The sequence below is a fragment of the Gordonia otitidis genome (assembly GCF_020735545.1).
In the GTDB taxonomy this organism is placed as follows: domain Bacteria; phylum Actinomycetota; class Actinomycetes; order Mycobacteriales; family Mycobacteriaceae; genus Gordonia; species Gordonia otitidis.
Genome location: NZ_CP085974.1, coordinates 4,658,638 through 4,674,059, shown reverse-complemented (window position 1 = coordinate 4,674,059; position 15,422 = coordinate 4,658,638). Strand labels below are relative to the sequence as shown.

The 15,422-nt window shown below is 66.0% G+C and carries 15 protein-coding genes; 11 read left to right on the top strand and 4 right to left on the bottom strand.

Annotated features, from left to right (window positions below; genetic code table 11):
* Nucleotides 1–168: 168 nt before the first annotated feature.
* From cobN to LK459_RS21290, 5 genes are all read left to right on the top strand, one after another.
* On the top strand, nucleotides 169–3,798 hold the full coding sequence (gene cobN, locus LK459_RS21310) for a cobaltochelatase subunit CobN (RefSeq protein ID WP_227920619.1): 3,630 nt from the start codon (nucleotides 169–171) through the stop codon (nucleotides 3,796–3,798).
* A 107-nt stretch (nucleotides 3,799–3,905) separates the two neighbouring features.
* Entirely contained in the window at nucleotides 3,906–4,418 is a 513-nt protein-coding gene (locus LK459_RS21305) for an FxsA family protein (protein ID WP_227923932.1), read from the top strand.
* 37 nt (nucleotides 4,419–4,455) lie between these two features.
* Entirely contained in the window at nucleotides 4,456–6,081 is a 1,626-nt protein-coding gene (locus tag LK459_RS21300) for an amidohydrolase (protein WP_007240857.1), read from the top strand.
* A 216-nt stretch (nucleotides 6,082–6,297) separates the two neighbouring features.
* Nucleotides 6,298–7,872 (top strand): apolipoprotein N-acyltransferase, encoded by a 1,575-nt coding sequence (gene lnt, locus LK459_RS21295; RefSeq protein ID WP_227923931.1) that lies wholly within the window; start codon nucleotides 6,298–6,300, stop codon nucleotides 7,870–7,872.
* A complete protein-coding gene (locus tag LK459_RS21290; RefSeq protein ID WP_227920618.1) occupies nucleotides 7,856–8,662 on the top strand; it encodes a polyprenol monophosphomannose synthase in 807 nt (268 codons plus the stop codon). Before lnt ends, LK459_RS21290 begins: the two co-directional genes overlap by 17 nt.
* A gap of 123 nt (nucleotides 8,663–8,785) precedes the next feature.
* Here LK459_RS21290 and LK459_RS21285 read toward each other — a convergent pair whose 3' ends face one another.
* On the bottom strand, nucleotides 8,786–9,130 hold the full coding sequence (locus LK459_RS21285) for an RNA polymerase-binding protein RbpA (protein WP_005173696.1): 345 nt from the start codon (nucleotides 9,128–9,130) through the stop codon (nucleotides 8,786–8,788).
* Nucleotides 9,131–9,353: 223 nt separating this feature from the next.
* Between LK459_RS21285 and LK459_RS21280 the strand changes: the two genes are divergently transcribed.
* Nucleotides 9,354–9,635 (top strand): hypothetical protein, encoded by a 282-nt coding sequence (locus LK459_RS21280; RefSeq protein ID WP_007237924.1) that lies wholly within the window; start codon nucleotides 9,354–9,356, stop codon nucleotides 9,633–9,635.
* Nucleotides 9,632–10,789 carry a DUF475 domain-containing protein gene (locus tag LK459_RS21275; RefSeq protein ID WP_227920616.1) on the top strand — a complete coding sequence of 386 codons (1,158 nt, stop codon included), beginning with the start codon at nucleotides 9,632–9,634 and terminating at the stop codon, nucleotides 10,787–10,789. Before LK459_RS21280 ends, LK459_RS21275 begins: the two co-directional genes overlap by 4 nt.
* Nucleotides 10,790–10,801: 12 nt before the next feature.
* Here LK459_RS21275 and LK459_RS21270 read toward each other — a convergent pair whose 3' ends face one another.
* Nucleotides 10,802–11,437 (bottom strand): hypothetical protein, encoded by a 636-nt coding sequence (locus LK459_RS21270; RefSeq protein ID WP_227920615.1) that lies wholly within the window; start codon nucleotides 11,435–11,437, stop codon nucleotides 10,802–10,804.
* Between the two features lie 240 nt (nucleotides 11,438–11,677).
* Between LK459_RS21270 and LK459_RS21265 the strand changes: the two genes are divergently transcribed.
* The 4 genes from LK459_RS21265 to LK459_RS21250 are packed head-to-tail and all read left to right on the top strand — an operon-like array spanning nucleotide 11,678 to nucleotide 13,343.
* Nucleotides 11,678–11,899: a DUF3263 domain-containing protein gene (locus tag LK459_RS21265; protein WP_007237927.1), complete on the top strand. Its 222-nt coding sequence runs from the start codon at nucleotides 11,678–11,680 to the stop codon at nucleotides 11,897–11,899.
* A gap of 52 nt (nucleotides 11,900–11,951) precedes the next feature.
* The gene (locus tag LK459_RS21260) at nucleotides 11,952–12,242 is read left to right on the top strand and encodes a hypothetical protein (protein WP_227920613.1); all 291 of its coding nucleotides are present in this window, start codon (nucleotides 11,952–11,954) and stop codon (nucleotides 12,240–12,242) included.
* Complete coding sequence (locus LK459_RS21255) at nucleotides 12,239–12,988, top strand: VOC family protein (protein WP_227920611.1); 750 nt, start codon at nucleotides 12,239–12,241, stop codon at nucleotides 12,986–12,988. Before LK459_RS21260 ends, LK459_RS21255 begins: the two co-directional genes overlap by 4 nt.
* The gene (locus LK459_RS21250) at nucleotides 12,981–13,343 is read left to right on the top strand and encodes a hypothetical protein (RefSeq protein ID WP_227920609.1); all 363 of its coding nucleotides are present in this window, start codon (nucleotides 12,981–12,983) and stop codon (nucleotides 13,341–13,343) included. Before LK459_RS21255 ends, LK459_RS21250 begins: the two co-directional genes overlap by 8 nt.
* Here LK459_RS21250 and LK459_RS21245 read toward each other — a convergent pair.
* Both LK459_RS21245 and LK459_RS21240 read right to left on the bottom strand, forming a co-directional pair.
* The gene (locus LK459_RS21245; protein ID WP_227920608.1) at nucleotides 13,315–14,490 is read right to left on the bottom strand and encodes an FAD-dependent oxidoreductase; all 1,176 of its coding nucleotides are present in this window, start codon (nucleotides 14,488–14,490) and stop codon (nucleotides 13,315–13,317) included. The two genes, LK459_RS21250 and LK459_RS21245, sit on opposite strands and share 29 nt — an antisense overlap.
* Before the next feature lie 2 nt (nucleotides 14,491–14,492).
* Nucleotides 14,493–15,410, bottom strand: coding sequence for a DUF1295 domain-containing protein (locus tag LK459_RS21240; RefSeq protein ID WP_227920606.1), 918 nt, complete (start codon nucleotides 15,408–15,410; stop codon nucleotides 14,493–14,495).
* Nucleotides 15,411–15,422 lie beyond the last annotated feature (12 nt).

Here is a 15,422-nt window from a genome sequence, read left to right as displayed (position 1 = left end):
CGTCGTGCTGCACTAGGCTGAGCTGCACGAGGTGCGTGGAAGCCGGTGAGATTCCGGCGCGGTCGCGCCACTGTGACGCGAGAGTCCGCAACTCCTGCGAAGCCAGACCTGCCACCTCGGACCTGTCCCGTCTGCCTCCGCGCGAGCACTGAGGCCTGAGGAGTTTCGATGATCCTGCTGCTGTCCACGTCGGACACCGACCTCATCACCGCCGACGCCTGCGAGGCGCACTATCGCGTTGCCAATCCGTCCCGGGTACTCCTCGACGACGTTCCCGGAATGGTCGCCGATGCAGATCTCACCGTCGTCCGGATTCTCGGCGGGCGCCGCGCGTGGGAGGAGGGGCTCGACGCCGTCCTCGCGGTGGGCAAGCCCGTCGTCGTGCTCTCCGGAGAGCAGCAGCCAGATCCCGACCTGATGGCGTTGTCGACGGTGCCCGCGGGCGTGGCCGCCGACGCTCACAACTATCTCGCGTTCGGCGGCGTGCCCAACCTCACCAATCTGCACCACTTCCTCTCGGACACGGTATTGCTGACCGGCCACGGGTTCGAACCGCCCGTGCAGACCCCGGGGTGGGGAATCCTCGAACGCGAACCGACGTCTGCGGTTCCCGAAACCGCGCCGGTGATCGGTGTGCTCTACTACCGGGCTCAGCACCTGGCGGGCAACACACGCTACGTCGACGCGCTGTGCGCCGCCATCGAGGACCGCGGCGCACGGGCGCTCCCGATCTTCTGCGCGTCGCTGCGCACGGCACCCGACGATCTCGTCGAACTGCTGGCCACCGCGGACGCGCTTGTGGTCACCGTTCTCGCAGCCGGTGGGGCCACGCCGGCCACCGCCTCAGCGGGTGGAGATGACGAGGCGTGGAACATCGAGCGCCTGGCCGCGCTCGATGTCCCCATCCTGCAGGGACTGTGCCTCACCGGACCCCGTGCCGATTGGGACGCCAACGACGACGGACTCTCGCCACTCGACGTCGCGACCCAGGTGGCCGTCCCGGAGTTCGACGGTCGGATCATCACCGTCCCGTTCTCGTTCAAGGAGTTCGACGACAACGGGCTGCCCTGGTATCAACCCGACACCGAGCGCTGTGCCCGCGTCGCGGGAATCGCTGTGTCGCACGCCCGATTACGTCATATTCACCCCGCCGATCGTCGAGTGGCCCTCATGCTGTCGGCATATCCGACGAAGCACGCGCGGATCGGCAATGCCGTCGGCCTCGACACCCCTCGGAGCTTGGTGCGACTGTTGCATGCACTGCGCGCCGCAGGCTACGACATCGGCGCCGAATCGGGTCCCGAAGCCATTCCCGGACTGGCAGAAGATGATTCGGACGCATTGATCCACGCCGTCATCGACCGTGGTGGTCAGGACGCCGATTGGCTCACCGAAGAGTCGTTGGCAGCCAACCCGATACGGGTGTCCGCCGCCGACTACGTACAGTGGTTCGCCACGTTGCCCGACGAATTGTGCGGAGCAGTCGAGCAACACTGGGGTCCCGCTCCCGGCGACCTGTTCGTCGACCGGTCGGTGCACAAGGATGGCGAGATCGTCGTGGCTGCACTGACATTCGGCAACGTCGCCATCATGGTCCAGCCGCCCCGGGGATTCGGGGAGAACCCCGTCGCGATCTACCACGATCCTGACCTTCCGCCATCGCACCACTATCTGGCGTCGTATCGGTGGCTCGCAGGACGGCCGGGAGACGTGCACGACATCCCCGGTTTCGGTGCCGATGCGATCGTGCACATCGGCAAGCATGGCAATCTCGAGTGGCTACCTGGAAAGACCTTGGGAATGTCGGCGCAGTGCGGCACCGACGCCGCGCTCGGCGACGTCCCGCTCATCTATCCCTTCCTTGTCAACGACCCCGGTGAGGGCACCCAGGCCAAACGTCGGGCGCACGCCGTACTGGTCGACCACCTGATCCCCCCGATGGCGAGGGCGGAGTCCTACGGCGACATCGCACGTCTCGAGCAGCTCCTCGACGAGCACGCCAACATCTCCACACTCGATCCGGCGAAACTGCCCGCCATCCGGCAGCAGATCTGGACACTGCTGACCGCGGCAAAGATGGATCACGACCTGGGATTGACCGAGCGACCGGACGAGGAGGTCTTCGACGACATGCTGCTGCACGTCGACGGCTGGCTGTGCGAGATCAAAGACGTCCAGATCCGCGACGGACTGCATGTTCTCGGCGAGCCCCCGGTCGACGATGCCGAAGTCGACCTCGTCCTCGCGATGCTGCGAGCGCGCCAGTTGTGGGGCGGCGCCGAGGCTCTGCCAGGCCTCCGCGAAGCACTGGGACTCGACGAGGGGGCGGACTCGGCGCGCACCGACGTCGACAGCGTCGAAGCGACCGCGCGTGATCTCGTAGCGGTCTGTGCGAAGGGGGACTGGTCGTCGACTGCCGTCGACAACGCCGCCGCCGGGCATCCGACGGCCGTCGGGGACGTGCTGCGTTTCGCCGCCACCGAGGTCGTCCCGCGATTGCGACAGACCTCCGGAGAGATCCCCCGTGTTCTGCATGCCCTCGACGGCGGATTCATTCCCGCGGGGCCGAGCGGTTCGCCCCTACGTGGCCTGATCAACGTGCTGCCCACCGGTCGCAATTTCTATTCGGTCGATCCCAAGGCGGTCCCGTCCCGGCTGGCCTGGGAGACGGGGCGTGCGATGGCCGACAGTCTCCTCGAGCGTTATCTCACCGACCACGGTGAGTACCCGGCGTCCGTTGGGCTGTCGGCGTGGGGGACCAGCGCGATGCGCACCTCGGGGGACGACGTCGCCGAGATCCTCGCGTTGCTCGGGGTGATGCCAGTCTGGGACGAGGCCTCGCGCCGGGTCCGGGAACTCGAACTGATCGACCTCGACGAGCTCGGTCGACCCCGTATCGACGTAACGGTCCGGATCTCCGGCTTCTTCCGTGACGCGTTTCCCCACGTCGTCACGATGCTCGACGACGCGGTCGGACTCGCGGCGTCGGCCGACGAACCGGACGAGCAGAACTTCGTCGCGGCGCATGCGCGCGCGGCACTGGCCGACCACGGTGATCGACGCCGCGCCACGACCCGGATCTTCGGCTCCAAACCCGGTACCTACGGGGCCGGACTGCTGCAGCTGATCGACTCCCGCGACTGGCGCAGCGACGAAGACCTCGCGCGTGTCTACACCGAGTGGGGCGGCTACGCCTACGGCCGCGAACTCGACGGTGTAGCAGCCGTCGACGACATGCGTTCGGCGTACCGCAGGATCAAGGTCGCAGCGAAGAACACCGATACCCGTGAGCACGACATCGCCGACTCGGACGACTATTTCCAATACCACGGCGGCATGGTTGCGACGGTTCGTGCATTGACCGGTCAGTCCCCGGAGGCCTACATCGGTGACTCGACGCGCCCCGACGCCGTCCGCACACGCACCCTCTCCGAAGAGACGAGTCGGGTTTTCCGCGCGCGGGTGGTCAACCCACGCTGGATCACCGCGATGCAGCGCCACGGCTACAAGGGCGCCTTCGAGATGGCAGCCACCGTCGACTATCTGTTCGGATACGACGCGACCACGGGCGTGGTCGCCGACTGGATGTACGAGAAGCTCACCGAGGCCTACGTGCTCGACGAGCGCAATCAGGAGTTCATGAACCAGTCGAATCCGTGGGCTCTGCACGGTATCGCCGAGCGCCTGCTCGAAGCCGTCGACCGCGAGCTGTGGGAGGCCCCGCCCGCTGAGATGCTCGCACAGCTGCGGTCGGTCTACCTACAGGCGGAGGGCGAGATCGAGGGGCGGGCCGAGTAGGCCGGGAGCAAAATCGGACGTTCGTTCGTTGACACGGAGGAATGGCACAGTTCCGGGGCGGTGGTGGGCCACATGACACGCCCGCACCGGACCAGAAAGGCACCGCAATGCGCTTCCCGTACTTCCTCGTCTACCTGGTGATCGAGATCGCCGTGTTCGTGGCCATGGTGATGACCCTGGGCTTCGCGTGGGCGATCCTGATCACCCTCCTGGCCTCCTTCGTCGGATTTCTGATCCTGCGCTGGCAGGGCCGAAAGGTGCTCGGTGAACTCCGCCGGGCCTCGCGCAACGAGGTCGACGCCCGGACTCCGCTCGCCGATACCGCCGTGGTCGGGGCCTCGTCGATCCTGCTGATCCTGCCCGGGCTGGTCTCCACCGTGGTCGGCACGATCGCACTGTTGCCGCCGACGCGCCGTGTCCTGCGGCCACTGTTGGCGGCACTGGGCGCGCGCACGATGATGTCGGCGATGGATCGCGCAGGTTTCTACGGTGCCGCCGGAGTGAGGCGCGGGACAGTGATCGACGGAACCGTCGTCGACGATCCCACCTATTCCGCGGAGAGTTCCGACGCGGCAACCGGCTGGTCGGCCGATCGGCCTCAGCTCCCCCGGGGGCACTGACACATCGATACCCCCGCAGGGGGCACACTGGACAATCGTGGCAACCGAACTGCTCCTGGGTGGAGCCGTCTATTCCTCTGCAACCCCGGACGCGACCGCACTCGCTGTCACCGACGGCGTGGTGACCTGGGTGGGCGCGGACGCGGTGGGACGAGCCCTCCATCCCGACGCCGACATCACCGATCTCGAGGGCCGCTTCGTCGCCCCCGCTTTCGTCGATGCGCACGTACATCTGACATCCACCGGCCTCGCACTCACCGGACTGACCCTCAACGACGCCGTCTCACGCACGGACTGCCTGCTCAGAATCGCCGAGAACGTCGCCACGCTGGGGGAGGGCGAGCTCATCTGGGGTTGTGGCTGGGACAACTCGACGTGGTCGGGCGCCGAGGAATCCGACGGCCGCTTTCCGACGACAGCCGAGCTCGACGAAGTCGTCGGCAACCGCCCCGTCTACCTCGCCCGAGTCGACGAGCACTCGGCCGTCGCATCCACTGCGCTGCGGCGACTGGTCGTCGGGTTGGCGGAAGCACAGGGCTACCACCCGGATGAACCTCTGGTCGCCGAAGCCCACCACATGGTGCGCGCAGCGGCGAGAGCGCTGGTGAGTGCTCGGTCACGCACACTGGCACAGCGACGCGCACTCGATGCGGCCGCGGAAGTGGGTGTCGTGGCCATTCACGAGAACGGCGGACCCGACATCAGTGGTCTCGACGACTTCCTCGCCATCGCCGACCTCGAGCATCCGGTCGAGGTCAGACGGTATTGGGGACAGGCGGCGCAGAACGCCGAGCACGCACGCGAACTCGTGGCGATCACCGGGGCCGACGCACTCGCGGGAGACCTCTTCGTCGACGGCGCGATCGGCTCGCGCACGGCGTGGCTGCGCGAGCCCTACCACGACGCACCGGAGGCGACGGGCATCAACTACGTCTCTCCGGAAAGCGTCCTCGACCATCTCCGGGCGTGCACCGAAGCCGGCCTGCAGGCCGGCTTCCACGTGATCGGCGACGCGGCCACAGCGGCGGTGGTGAGTGCACTCGACGCCCTGGCCGCAGAACTCGGAACACCGGCGATCGCATCACGCGCGCATCGAATCGAGCACGCCGAGATGGTCGACGCCGCGCAGGCGCAGACGCTCGCGGCGTGCGGCGTCGTCGCCAGTATGCAACCGCAATTCGACGCCACGTGGGGAGCGCCAGGCGATCTCTACGACCAGCGACTCGGCGACGAGCGCGCGGCGCGACTCAACGATTTCGCCACACTCGCGAAAGCAGGTGTCGCGCTCTCGTTTTCGTCGGACTCGCCGGTCACACCCATCGATCCGTGGGCGACTGTTCGTGCCGCGGTCCACCACAATCACCCGCGTAATGCCATCTCGGCGCGCGGTGCCTTCGCTGCCTCGACACGCGGCGGGTGGCGTGCGGGAGGAGTCAACGACGGTCTGACGGGCACGCTGTCCGTCGGCGCCCCCGCGAGTTTCGCGATCTGGGAGGCCGAGGAACTCGTCGTGGCGGGCTCACACGAGAGCGTGCAGCGCTGGTCGCTCGACCCGCGCTCCCGTGTGCCCGCCCTTCCCGATGTGTCGCCGGGCCGACCGCTGCCGCGATGTGTCCGGACGGTCCATCGTGGACGGGACATCTACCGCGCCGAGAGCAACTGATCTGTGAGTGACACGGTGAACGACAGCGACACGGCCGACAACGCCGACAAGAGGGGAGACGCCGGCCGAAGCCCCGTCGCCGTCGACGAGTCGACGACGACCCTCGACGCACCGTCGGACGGCCCCCACTCCGATCGTCGGTGGTCGACGGTGACCGGCAGCCGATGGTTGCCGCTGCTGTTGCGTGCGGGACTCGCACTCCTCGCGGGCGTCGCCATGTGGTCGGCCTTTCCACCACGTAACTGGTGGTTCATGGCGGTCATCTCCATGGGCATGTTGTTTCTCGCACTGGCCGGGCCGATCCGGGCCCGGGCGGGAGCTCTCATCGGCTTCGTGTTCGGACTTGCCTTCTTCATCCCATTGCTGCCCTGGATCGGCGTGTACGTCGGTCCGCTCCCGTGGATCGCGCTGTCGATCGTGCTCGCGGTCTACTCGGCGCTCTTCGGGGTCTGCGCGGTCCTGACCATGAGACTGCCGTGCCCACCGGTGTGGTTTGCGTTGTCGTGGGTCACTCTCGAAGCGCTGCGCTCGTCATTCCCGTTCGGCGGATTTCCCTGGGGAAGGGCAGCTTTCAGCCAGGTAGACGGACCGCTGCTCCCGCTGGCATCCGTACTCGGTGCGCCAGGGGTGTCGGCTGCGATCGCATTGCTGGGCGGGGCGGTGGCGTGGTTGGTCGTCGTTCTCGGCTCCCGGGTGATATGCGGTGACACCGGGTCGGTGGCACGTCCCGCGGCCATTGCGGTGGTGTTGGCACTCGTCGGCCCGATAGCCGCGATCGCACTGACACCCGACACACTCGACCGTAACGTCGCCTCGTCATCGGTACAGGTTGCGGCCATTCAGGGGAACGTGCCGCGACTCGGCCTCGATTTCAACGCACAGCGCAGGGCGGTCCTCGACAACCATGTCCGCGAGACGATGCGTCTCGCCGATGCGGTGCGCGCGGGTAGTGCAGAACAACCCGACGTGGTCGCCTGGCCGGAGAACGCCTCGGACATCTCGCCGCTGACCAATGCCGACGCCGCACAGGAGATCACCGACGCGTCGATCTCGGTCGGCGCGCCCATACTGGTCGGGACGCTCGTGATGAACTCCGACGGGCGACCGACCAACACGGTCCTGGTCTGGGATGGCGCGCACGGGCCGGTTGCCCGCTACGACAAGCACATTGTGCAGCCATTCGGCGAGTACCTGCCGTGGCGCCCGTTCTTCAGCATGTTCTCGTCGTACGCGTCGATGGCGGGCAACTTTCGTCCGGGGACCGGGTCCTCGGTCGTCCGAGTCCCGGGACGCTCCGGCGAGGTGACCGTCGGTGTGTCGACCTGTTGGGAGATCGCATTCGACCGATCCGCGAAGGCTGCGGTCGACGACGGCGCCCGGATTCTGTACGTACCGACCAACAACGCCACCTTCGGCAAGACGGACATGACGTACCAGCAGCTGGCCATGTCGCAGTTTCGCGCCGTCGAGCACGGTCGGGCTGTGGTCGTCGCCGCCACCAGCGGTGTGAGCGCGATCATCGAACCCGACGGCTCGATCAGTCGTGAATCGGGCGTGTTCACCCCTGCGGTGCTGGCAGATCGCTTACCGTTGCACTCGGCCAAGACCGTGGCGACCGTTCTCGGTGCGTGGCCACAGTGGATCATCGTCGTGGTGACGGTGGGCGGGCTTTTGGTCGTTCTGGCGCGTCGTTATAGGTTCACTCTCGGGCCTCGCGGGGCCGGCGTCGGTGCAACACCGGCCGCGAAGGGCGATGCAAGGGAGTCGGAGGAGCGTGGTGACAACGGGTAGCGAGCGTGCGACCAGTGAAGACGAGGGTCGGATCGTCGCATCGGACGGATCACGTTCCCTTGTCGTCATCCCCACGTTCAACGAGCGCGAGAACCTGCCGAGGATTGTCACGCGGGTACAGGCGGCCATGCCGGGCGCTCACATCCTGATCGTCGACGATTCGAGTCCCGACGGTACCGGCGACGTGGCCGACGACCTCGCGGCCGCTGATGACCGACGTCGAATTCACGTGATGCACCGCGTGGAGAAGGACGGGCTGGGCAAGGCCTACCTGTCCGGCTTTGCGTGGGGGCTCGAGCGCGATTACGCCGTCATCGTCGAGATGGACGCCGACGGCAGCCATGCGCCTGAGCAGTTGTACCGCTTGTTCGATGCGGTGAACGACGGCGCCGACCTCGCCATCGGATCGCGGTATGTGGCAGGCGGCAAACTGGTGAACTGGCCCAAGTACCGCGAGGTGTTGTCCAGGGGCGCGAACACGTACGCGCGCGTGGCGCTGGGAACGAATGTTCATGACATCACCGCGGGCTATCGGGCGTACCGCCGTGTCGTCCTCGAAACCATCGAGCTCGACACCGTCGAGTCGGCGGGTTACTGCTTCCAGATCGATCTGGCGTGGCGCACGATCCAGGCCGGATACGACGTCCGCGAAGTGCCGATCACCTTTACCGAGCGCGAGGTCGGGACGTCGAAGATGAGCGGCGGCGTGATGGCTGAAGCGTTCGTCAGCGTCGCACGCTGGGGCGTCGAGAGCCGTCTGCACAAGAAGGGCGTGCACGCGCGGGACTGATCGACGACACCCATGGTGTGACGACAGCAGCAGACCGTGTACACAGCACTCAGCCGGGTGGAGTCCGAGGACTCCACCCGGCTGAGTGGTTCATGCTGTGGTCTATATCAGTTCATCGACCGGTCAGTTCGTGACGCCGCGGCGACGCTGCTTGAGAAGATCGAGGCGCTCGTTGAGCAGTACCTCCAACTCCTCTTCGCTACGACGCTCGAGCAGCATGTCCCAGTGGGTGCGCGGGGGCTTGACCTTCTTCTCTTCGGGCTCGGCACCCTCGAGGATCGTGCCCTCCATGCCGTTCTTGCACGGCCACTTCGACGGGACCTCGGCGTCGTCGGCGAACGGAACGTCGAAGATCTCCCCGTTGTCGGTTCGGTACTGGACGATTCGTCGCGGTGCGAGATCGTGGTCACGATCGGTCTCATAGCTCACCGCGCCGAGGCGGCTGCCCCGAAGTACTCGATCTGCCATTTGGCGGTGTCCTCTCGTTTCTCGAGCGTTGGCGAACGCTCAACACTCCCATTCTACGCGCTGCCGGCATCCGGCCCACATCAGAGCGATCGACACGCACCACACGTGCCGCAGCGAACCGACCCGGCGGGTGTTGGGTACGGTCAAGTGCGTGGAGCACACGACAACCGGAGCAGCCCGATCGCGTCGGCGCCCCTACGCCTGCGCCTGGTGTGGTCAGACGATGGTCGACTCCGAGCTCGGGCGTCGACGCAAATACTGCAAACGGTCGTGCCGTCAACGTGCCTACGAACAGAGAGCGCTGACCGAGGGTACTTCTATTCCCGCCGACGCCGTCATCCTCACGCCGACCGAGGTGAACGATTTCGGCGATCGACTCTTTGCGCTCCGCTGTGCGGCAGAGGATCTGGCGACCGCTGTGGACGAGAAAGCCGACACCAGCACGCTCGCCGATCTCGCAGCTGAGGTCGTAACGCTCGCCAAAGCGGCTGAGCGACTCCGGTGATCGCTCGCATCTTCGGGCTGTCGTTCGTCGTCACGATCCTCGCGCTCGTCGTCGCCTTCGTCTACGGCGGGTGGGAGGCCGTGGCGCTCGCCGCCATTCTGGGCGTACTCGAGATCTCACTGTCCTTCGACAACGCGGTCATCAATGCCACCGTCCTGGAGAGGATGAGTGCGTTCTGGCAGAAGATGTTCCTGACGGTCGGCATGATCATCGCGGTCTTCGGGATGCGCTTGTTGTTCCCGCTGCTGATCGTGTGGGTGACCGCGGGGCTCAACCCGGTCGAGGCGTTCCGACTCGCGATGAACCCGCCGCCCGAGGGTGCTGACCGGTTTGTCGACGGAAGTCCCAGCTACGAGACGATCCTCACCGACGCGCACCCGCAGATCGCCGCGTTCGGCGGAATGTTCTTGCTGATGCTCTTTCTCAATTTCATCCTGAGCAATCGCGACATCACGTGGTTGACCTGGTTGGAGCGTCCGCTGTCGAAGATCGGTCGACTCAACGCGTTGCCGGTCGTCCTCGCCTCGGTGACGCTCGTGCTCGTGGCCGAGTTCCTCGCGCCGGATTCGATCCGTTCGACCGTTCTGATCGCCGGGATACTCGGCATGGTGACTTATCTGTTGGTCGACGGGTTGAGTGCGCTGTTCCAGTCCGACTCGGAATTTCGCGACAGCGGGCCGTCAGAAGGTGCGAAAGCGGCGGGCAAAGCGGGCTTCTTCCTGTTCCTCTATCTCGAGGTCCTCGATGCGTCGTTCTCCTTCGACGGCGTCATCGGGGCGTTCGCGATCACGGCGGATCCGATCATCATCGCGCTCGGACTCGGATTCATCGGCGCGCTGTTCGTGCGCTCCATCACGATCTACCTGGTCCGAACGGGAACCCTGGCGTCGTATCGCTATCTCGAGCACGGAGCCCACTGGGCCATCGGCGCGCTGGCCGTGATCCTGCTATTGAGCATTGAGTTCCACATCAACGATGTGGTGACGGGACTGATCGGCGTCGTCTTCATCAGTGCCGCACTGTTCAGCAGTGTCGTGGCCAATCGCCGCGATCAACGCCGCGCCGTCGAGGCACGCGAGCGGAAGACATCGGAGGATCGGGCAGACACCCCATCGGCGGCATCGGCGGATACCACCGATCCGTCCGAGCGCTGACCCGACATCGGGTCACCCCTTCTTCGTGCCGGCGCCATCGGAACGGCGCAGCTTCTTGCCTCTGCGTCGATACATCACGACAAAGGCGGTCAGCAGCAGAGCGACCACCACGGCGATGATGACGCCCCACAGGCTGGCTGCTCGAAACCCCGGGGCCCTGACGTTGAGAATCTGCGTGCCCGCGTGCGCGGCGTTGTTGCCGCCCACCTGGATACTCAGCGTGAGGAGATTGGGAATGGCGACCACGACGCCGATCACCACGCACAGGATCGAGAGGACGTTCTTCATCTTGCCGCGAAGGGCTACGGCGAGGACGAGCAGCGAGATCGGGATGAACGTGCAGACGAAACCGATCGACAGACCACTGCCGATTCCTCGTCCCATCGAACCGTCGACGTTGCGACCGATCTGCTCGGCCCACCACCTCGGCAGAAATGCCGCGAGGATGAAATAGACGATCACCGCGATCGCAATGGCGAGCGCGACGAAGAGGAATTTGCGACCGCCCTTCTTGAGTCGATCGGAGAACGACGGCTCGGGCTGTGTCGACGTCGAGCTGACGGTCACGCCCGTGTCATCTGCCGGCGTGGGTGTCGACGACGAAACAGACGACGTGGCAGGGGTCTTGTGTCCCGGATGCTCGGCCATGTCCTCAGCATAGGGTGCCGTTCATTCGTTGGTCGCGAGATCGACCTCCAATGGTTTCGCCGACGCGTGACGAAATCGGTGTCCCTCGGACCGGCCCGAGTGTAGAAAGGACGTTGACGGCGGTGGCTCGCTTTCCAGCTCAGGGACGACGAATGGCCGGTGACAACCAATGGCCGGGGCCGGTCCGCACACATCACACCAGATCAATACAGACAACACCCCAATCAAAGTGAGTGCTTCATGGATCCGATGCAACGTCAGATGCTCGACTTCGAGCAGAACTGGTATGCACTCGGTGGCGGTTCGTCGCGCGAGATCTCCTCGCAGTTCGGACTGACCGATCGGGATTTCTTCACCCAGGTCGAGAACCTGCTCAATGCCGAGCCACCGGTTACCCTGTCGAAGGGCCAGCTCGCTCGCATGCGCGAGGTGGTGAGGAACAGGATCTGGATGGCCCGCTGACACGGGCCGCACCGAGGTCGCGACACAATCGGGTACGACGAGAGGAATTACGTTGCCGCCCTTCGCCGACGATGAGCTCGACGAGTTCTATCGGCGAATAGAGGCCGGTACCCGATCCGGTCGACGCAGACGCCGATCACCTGCTCGATCGGCGATCTGCCCCACTCCGGAGAAGGACGCCTATCGCGACGTGCGTGCGGTCGACGACGCGATTGCTCGTATCCGAGCGGCCGGACGTTCGGCACCGACGCTGCGACCCTACGAATGCGTATGTGGCTCCTGGCATCTCACGAGCCGAGCTGTCGAGATCCCTGACCCGCACCGCAGGCGGAAGCGCTCATGACCGTCGTCGAATTGGCGGTCGACGACGCATCCGGTTCCGTCGCCGCTTACCGTCGCTTCTTCGGCCGCGATGCCGCGGCGTTCCAGTACGACACCACCAACGCGGCGGTGCGACTCGACGGTGCTCGATCGACGCATCGTGTGCTGTTCGGCGTCGACGACGTCGCGTCGTGGCAGACGCTGCTGCAGCGACGAGGACTCGAAGTCCATTCGAGCGACGCCGTGACGGTTGGCGTCGACGGACTTCCTGTCGGCGTCACCGAGGACCGGACTCCGCGAGCTCATGACGGGGCTGGGGCGGATGACATCCTCGGCATCGATCATCTCGTCTTCCAGGCCGCGGGTCGCGACCACGCAGTCGCATTGTTCGGCGCATCGCTCGGCCTCGATTTCCGTCTCGACAGGCCCGTGTCCGACGGACTGCGCCAGTTGTTCTTCCGTGCCGACGATCTCATCATCGAAGTCCTTGTAACGCCTGAGGACACCAGCTCCGTGATGCCGACGGATTCGGCTGTGGCATCGAGGCCCTTGTCGCCGGAAGTCTCCCTCTGGGGAATCGCCTGGGCGACAGACGATATCGAGGTAACCCATGCACGGTTGGTCGCAGCGGGATTCACCGTATCGCGGGTGCGCAGTGGCCGTAAGCCCGACACCCGGGTGGCCACCGTGCGCGCACCCGCGCTTGCGACTCGCACTCTGATCATCGAACCGACTCAACCCGTTGCGGCAAAGAGAGCCCATGGCTGACACAACCACGTTTCAACGGGTCGCAGGAGTGATGAATCGTGCGGTGGTGCCGCTCCTCCATGTCCCGGTCCTCGACGGGCTACTCGGCAGGGTGTTCACCGAGGTGTCCTATACGGGACGTAAGTCGGGTAAGCATGTGCATTTCCCGGCAAACTACAAGCGATCCGGCGACACGGTCACCATCGGCGTCGCGATGCCCGATCGCAAGTCCTGGTGGCGCAATTTCACCGGAGACGGGGCACCGGTCTCGGTGACACTCGACGGGGCGACACGGACCGGGCACGGCCAGTCCGTGAGGGCGGACGACGGTTCGGTACGAGTGCGGATCACCCTCGATCCGGACACCGCGCACTGACGGTGCGCCCGCGACGGACTCCGCCGTAGATCCCACGCCGCACGACCAGCGGCTGCACCACGGTGTCGATACTCCAACGCGGAAAGCGGAACCGAACGCCACCGGGGGAGAACACGTCCAGTCCGTTGTCGCTGGGCCCGAACACCGATCCCCAGCGATGTTCGCGCGGGCGGTAGCGGCGCGTGGGCCGCCCGTCGAGGTATGCGACGACGTTGCTCGCCACGAGACGGTCCGCACGATTGCGGGCTGAACCACGGAGCGGATCCGAATCGGCGACATCACCGACCGCGAACACGCCACGCCGGCCAGGGACCCCGAGGTCGGCGTCGACTCGCACGAACCCCCTGTCGGTCAGCATGTCCGACGGCAGCCACGACGTGTTGGGAGCGACACGGCCCACCGCCCAGATGATCGCGTCCGCCTCGACCGGGGGTTGATCGGTCTGCCATGAGATCGACCCGCTGCCGATCGCGGCCAGTTCTGCGTCGGATGGCAACACCGCTCGGTGTTGGCCGTGACGGTCCACACCGAGCGCTGCCAGGCGCCGGGCGACCTGTTGTCGCGTGCGGTCATGGTGTCGGGGGAGGGGGAGGACGCCGGGATGGTAGAGCGCGACCGCCTTACCCGGCCAGCGTCGACTGAGTTGCGCGGCCGAACTCACCGCCGCAGCACCCCCACCGACGACCGCGATCGACCTGGCCTGCGCCAGACGCGCGTGGACGTCGAGGAGGGCGTCGTCGACGTCGCTGATGCCCTCCAGGACCGGGCGTCGCCAGAACCCATTGGCGACGCCCGTCGCGATCACGAGTGCGTCGTAGGCGAGTGAACCCATCTGGCCCGTTGGTGTGCGTAGGCGTATCACCTTGCGGTCGGGGTCCAGTGCGCAGATCTGCCCATGACGGATGTCGACTCTGTCGAGTCGACGAAAGCGGTCGAAGTCGACACGGTAATCGCGCGCCCACTCGTCCGGAAAGGCGACGCGGAGGCCGAGCTCCTGCCCGCTGACCAACGCAGGCCGTACCGAGACCCCCACGACATCGGTACGTCGAGCGAGGTGGATCGCGGTGAGAACACCGGAGTCGCCCATGCCCGCGACCACAACTCGCCGGCCCGGGGTGACGACGTGATCTGCGGCGCGCTTCGTCATGCTCACTTCGCCGGCTGCGAATCGTCGACGGCTCGGATGCCTTTCGGGGGCAACGGCACGAACATCGGGACGCGTTCGATGACGGCGGCATACGAGACACGTCGTTCCAGACTCCGCTGCTCCATCATCGGGATGCTCGCCCCGAGGAACATCCCGAGCATCGCAGCGGCTCCCAGCCACAGCCACCAGGCGTCCGCTGGTGCCGCTGCGATGCCGAACAGGAATACAGACACCCAGAACATGAACTCGCCGAAGTAGTTCGGGTGCCGCGACCAGGCCCAGACGCCGACGTCGATGGTCTGGCCCGGCTCGCTCGTGCGACGGAACAACCGCAACTGCCGATCGGCAGCCGATTCGAGGGCGACGGCTCCGAGACCGACGACGAACGCCACCACGCACAACCACACCAGTCCGTCGTCGGGTCGGGTGAGTGCGACGTAGGCCGGGACCATCGCGAGGAACACCTGCAGCGTGGGGATGAGGTGGATGGCGAACAGATCCGCGAGGAACGCGAGACGACCCGCACGCTGACGCAACAGTGGATAACGCCAATCCTCGTGGACGAGACCGGGAAATGATCGCCACCAGTTCACTGTCAGCCGCACGGCCCAGATCACCACGACGATCGCCAACAACGCACATCGCCATCTTGCGGGGCCGCCGGCGTGTCTGGCGTCGCCTTCGAGCCACCAGTACAGCAGCAGGAAGACGGGCACGACGCTCCAATAGGCGTCGTAGCAGCTCGAATTGCCGACCGCGCGGCTGACCACGAAGATCACCAGAGTCGCGAGGACATCGGCGATTAGCGTGTCCGCCCAGAGCTGCCCGACACTCGGTCCCCACGTCAGCCAGGCGACCGCCACCGCCAGCCCAACGACGTATGCTGCGGCGATGACCGCCAGCGACACCCTTCTCCCCATACGGGGATGGTC

Coding starts and splice junctions, on each gene's coding strand:
- cobN (WP_227920619.1), top strand. CDS start 169: ATGATCCTGCTGCTGTCCACGTCGGACACCGACCTCATCACCGCCGAC.
- LK459_RS21305 (WP_227923932.1), top strand. CDS start 3,906: ATGCGCTTCCCGTACTTCCTCGTCTACCTGGTGATCGAGATCGCCGTG.
- lnt (WP_227923931.1), top strand. CDS start 6,298: ATGTGGTCGGCCTTTCCACCACGTAACTGGTGGTTCATGGCGGTCATC.
- LK459_RS21285 (WP_005173696.1), bottom strand. CDS start 9,130: ATGGCAGATCGAGTACTTCGGGGCAGCCGCCTCGGCGCGGTGAGCTAT.
- LK459_RS21280 (WP_007237924.1), top strand. CDS start 9,354: ATGGTCGACTCCGAGCTCGGGCGTCGACGCAAATACTGCAAACGGTCG.
- LK459_RS21270 (WP_227920615.1), bottom strand. CDS start 11,437: ATGGCCGAGCATCCGGGACACAAGACCCCTGCCACGTCGTCTGTTTCG.
- LK459_RS21265 (WP_007237927.1), top strand. CDS start 11,678: ATGGATCCGATGCAACGTCAGATGCTCGACTTCGAGCAGAACTGGTAT.
- LK459_RS21255 (WP_227920611.1), top strand. CDS start 12,239: ATGACCGTCGTCGAATTGGCGGTCGACGACGCATCCGGTTCCGTCGCC.
- LK459_RS21250 (WP_227920609.1), top strand. CDS start 12,981: ATGGCTGACACAACCACGTTTCAACGGGTCGCAGGAGTGATGAATCGT.
- LK459_RS21245 (WP_227920608.1), bottom strand. CDS start 14,490: ATGACGAAGCGCGCCGCAGATCACGTCGTCACCCCGGGCCGGCGAGTT.
- LK459_RS21240 (WP_227920606.1), bottom strand. CDS start 15,410: ATGGGGAGAAGGGTGTCGCTGGCGGTCATCGCCGCAGCATACGTCGTT.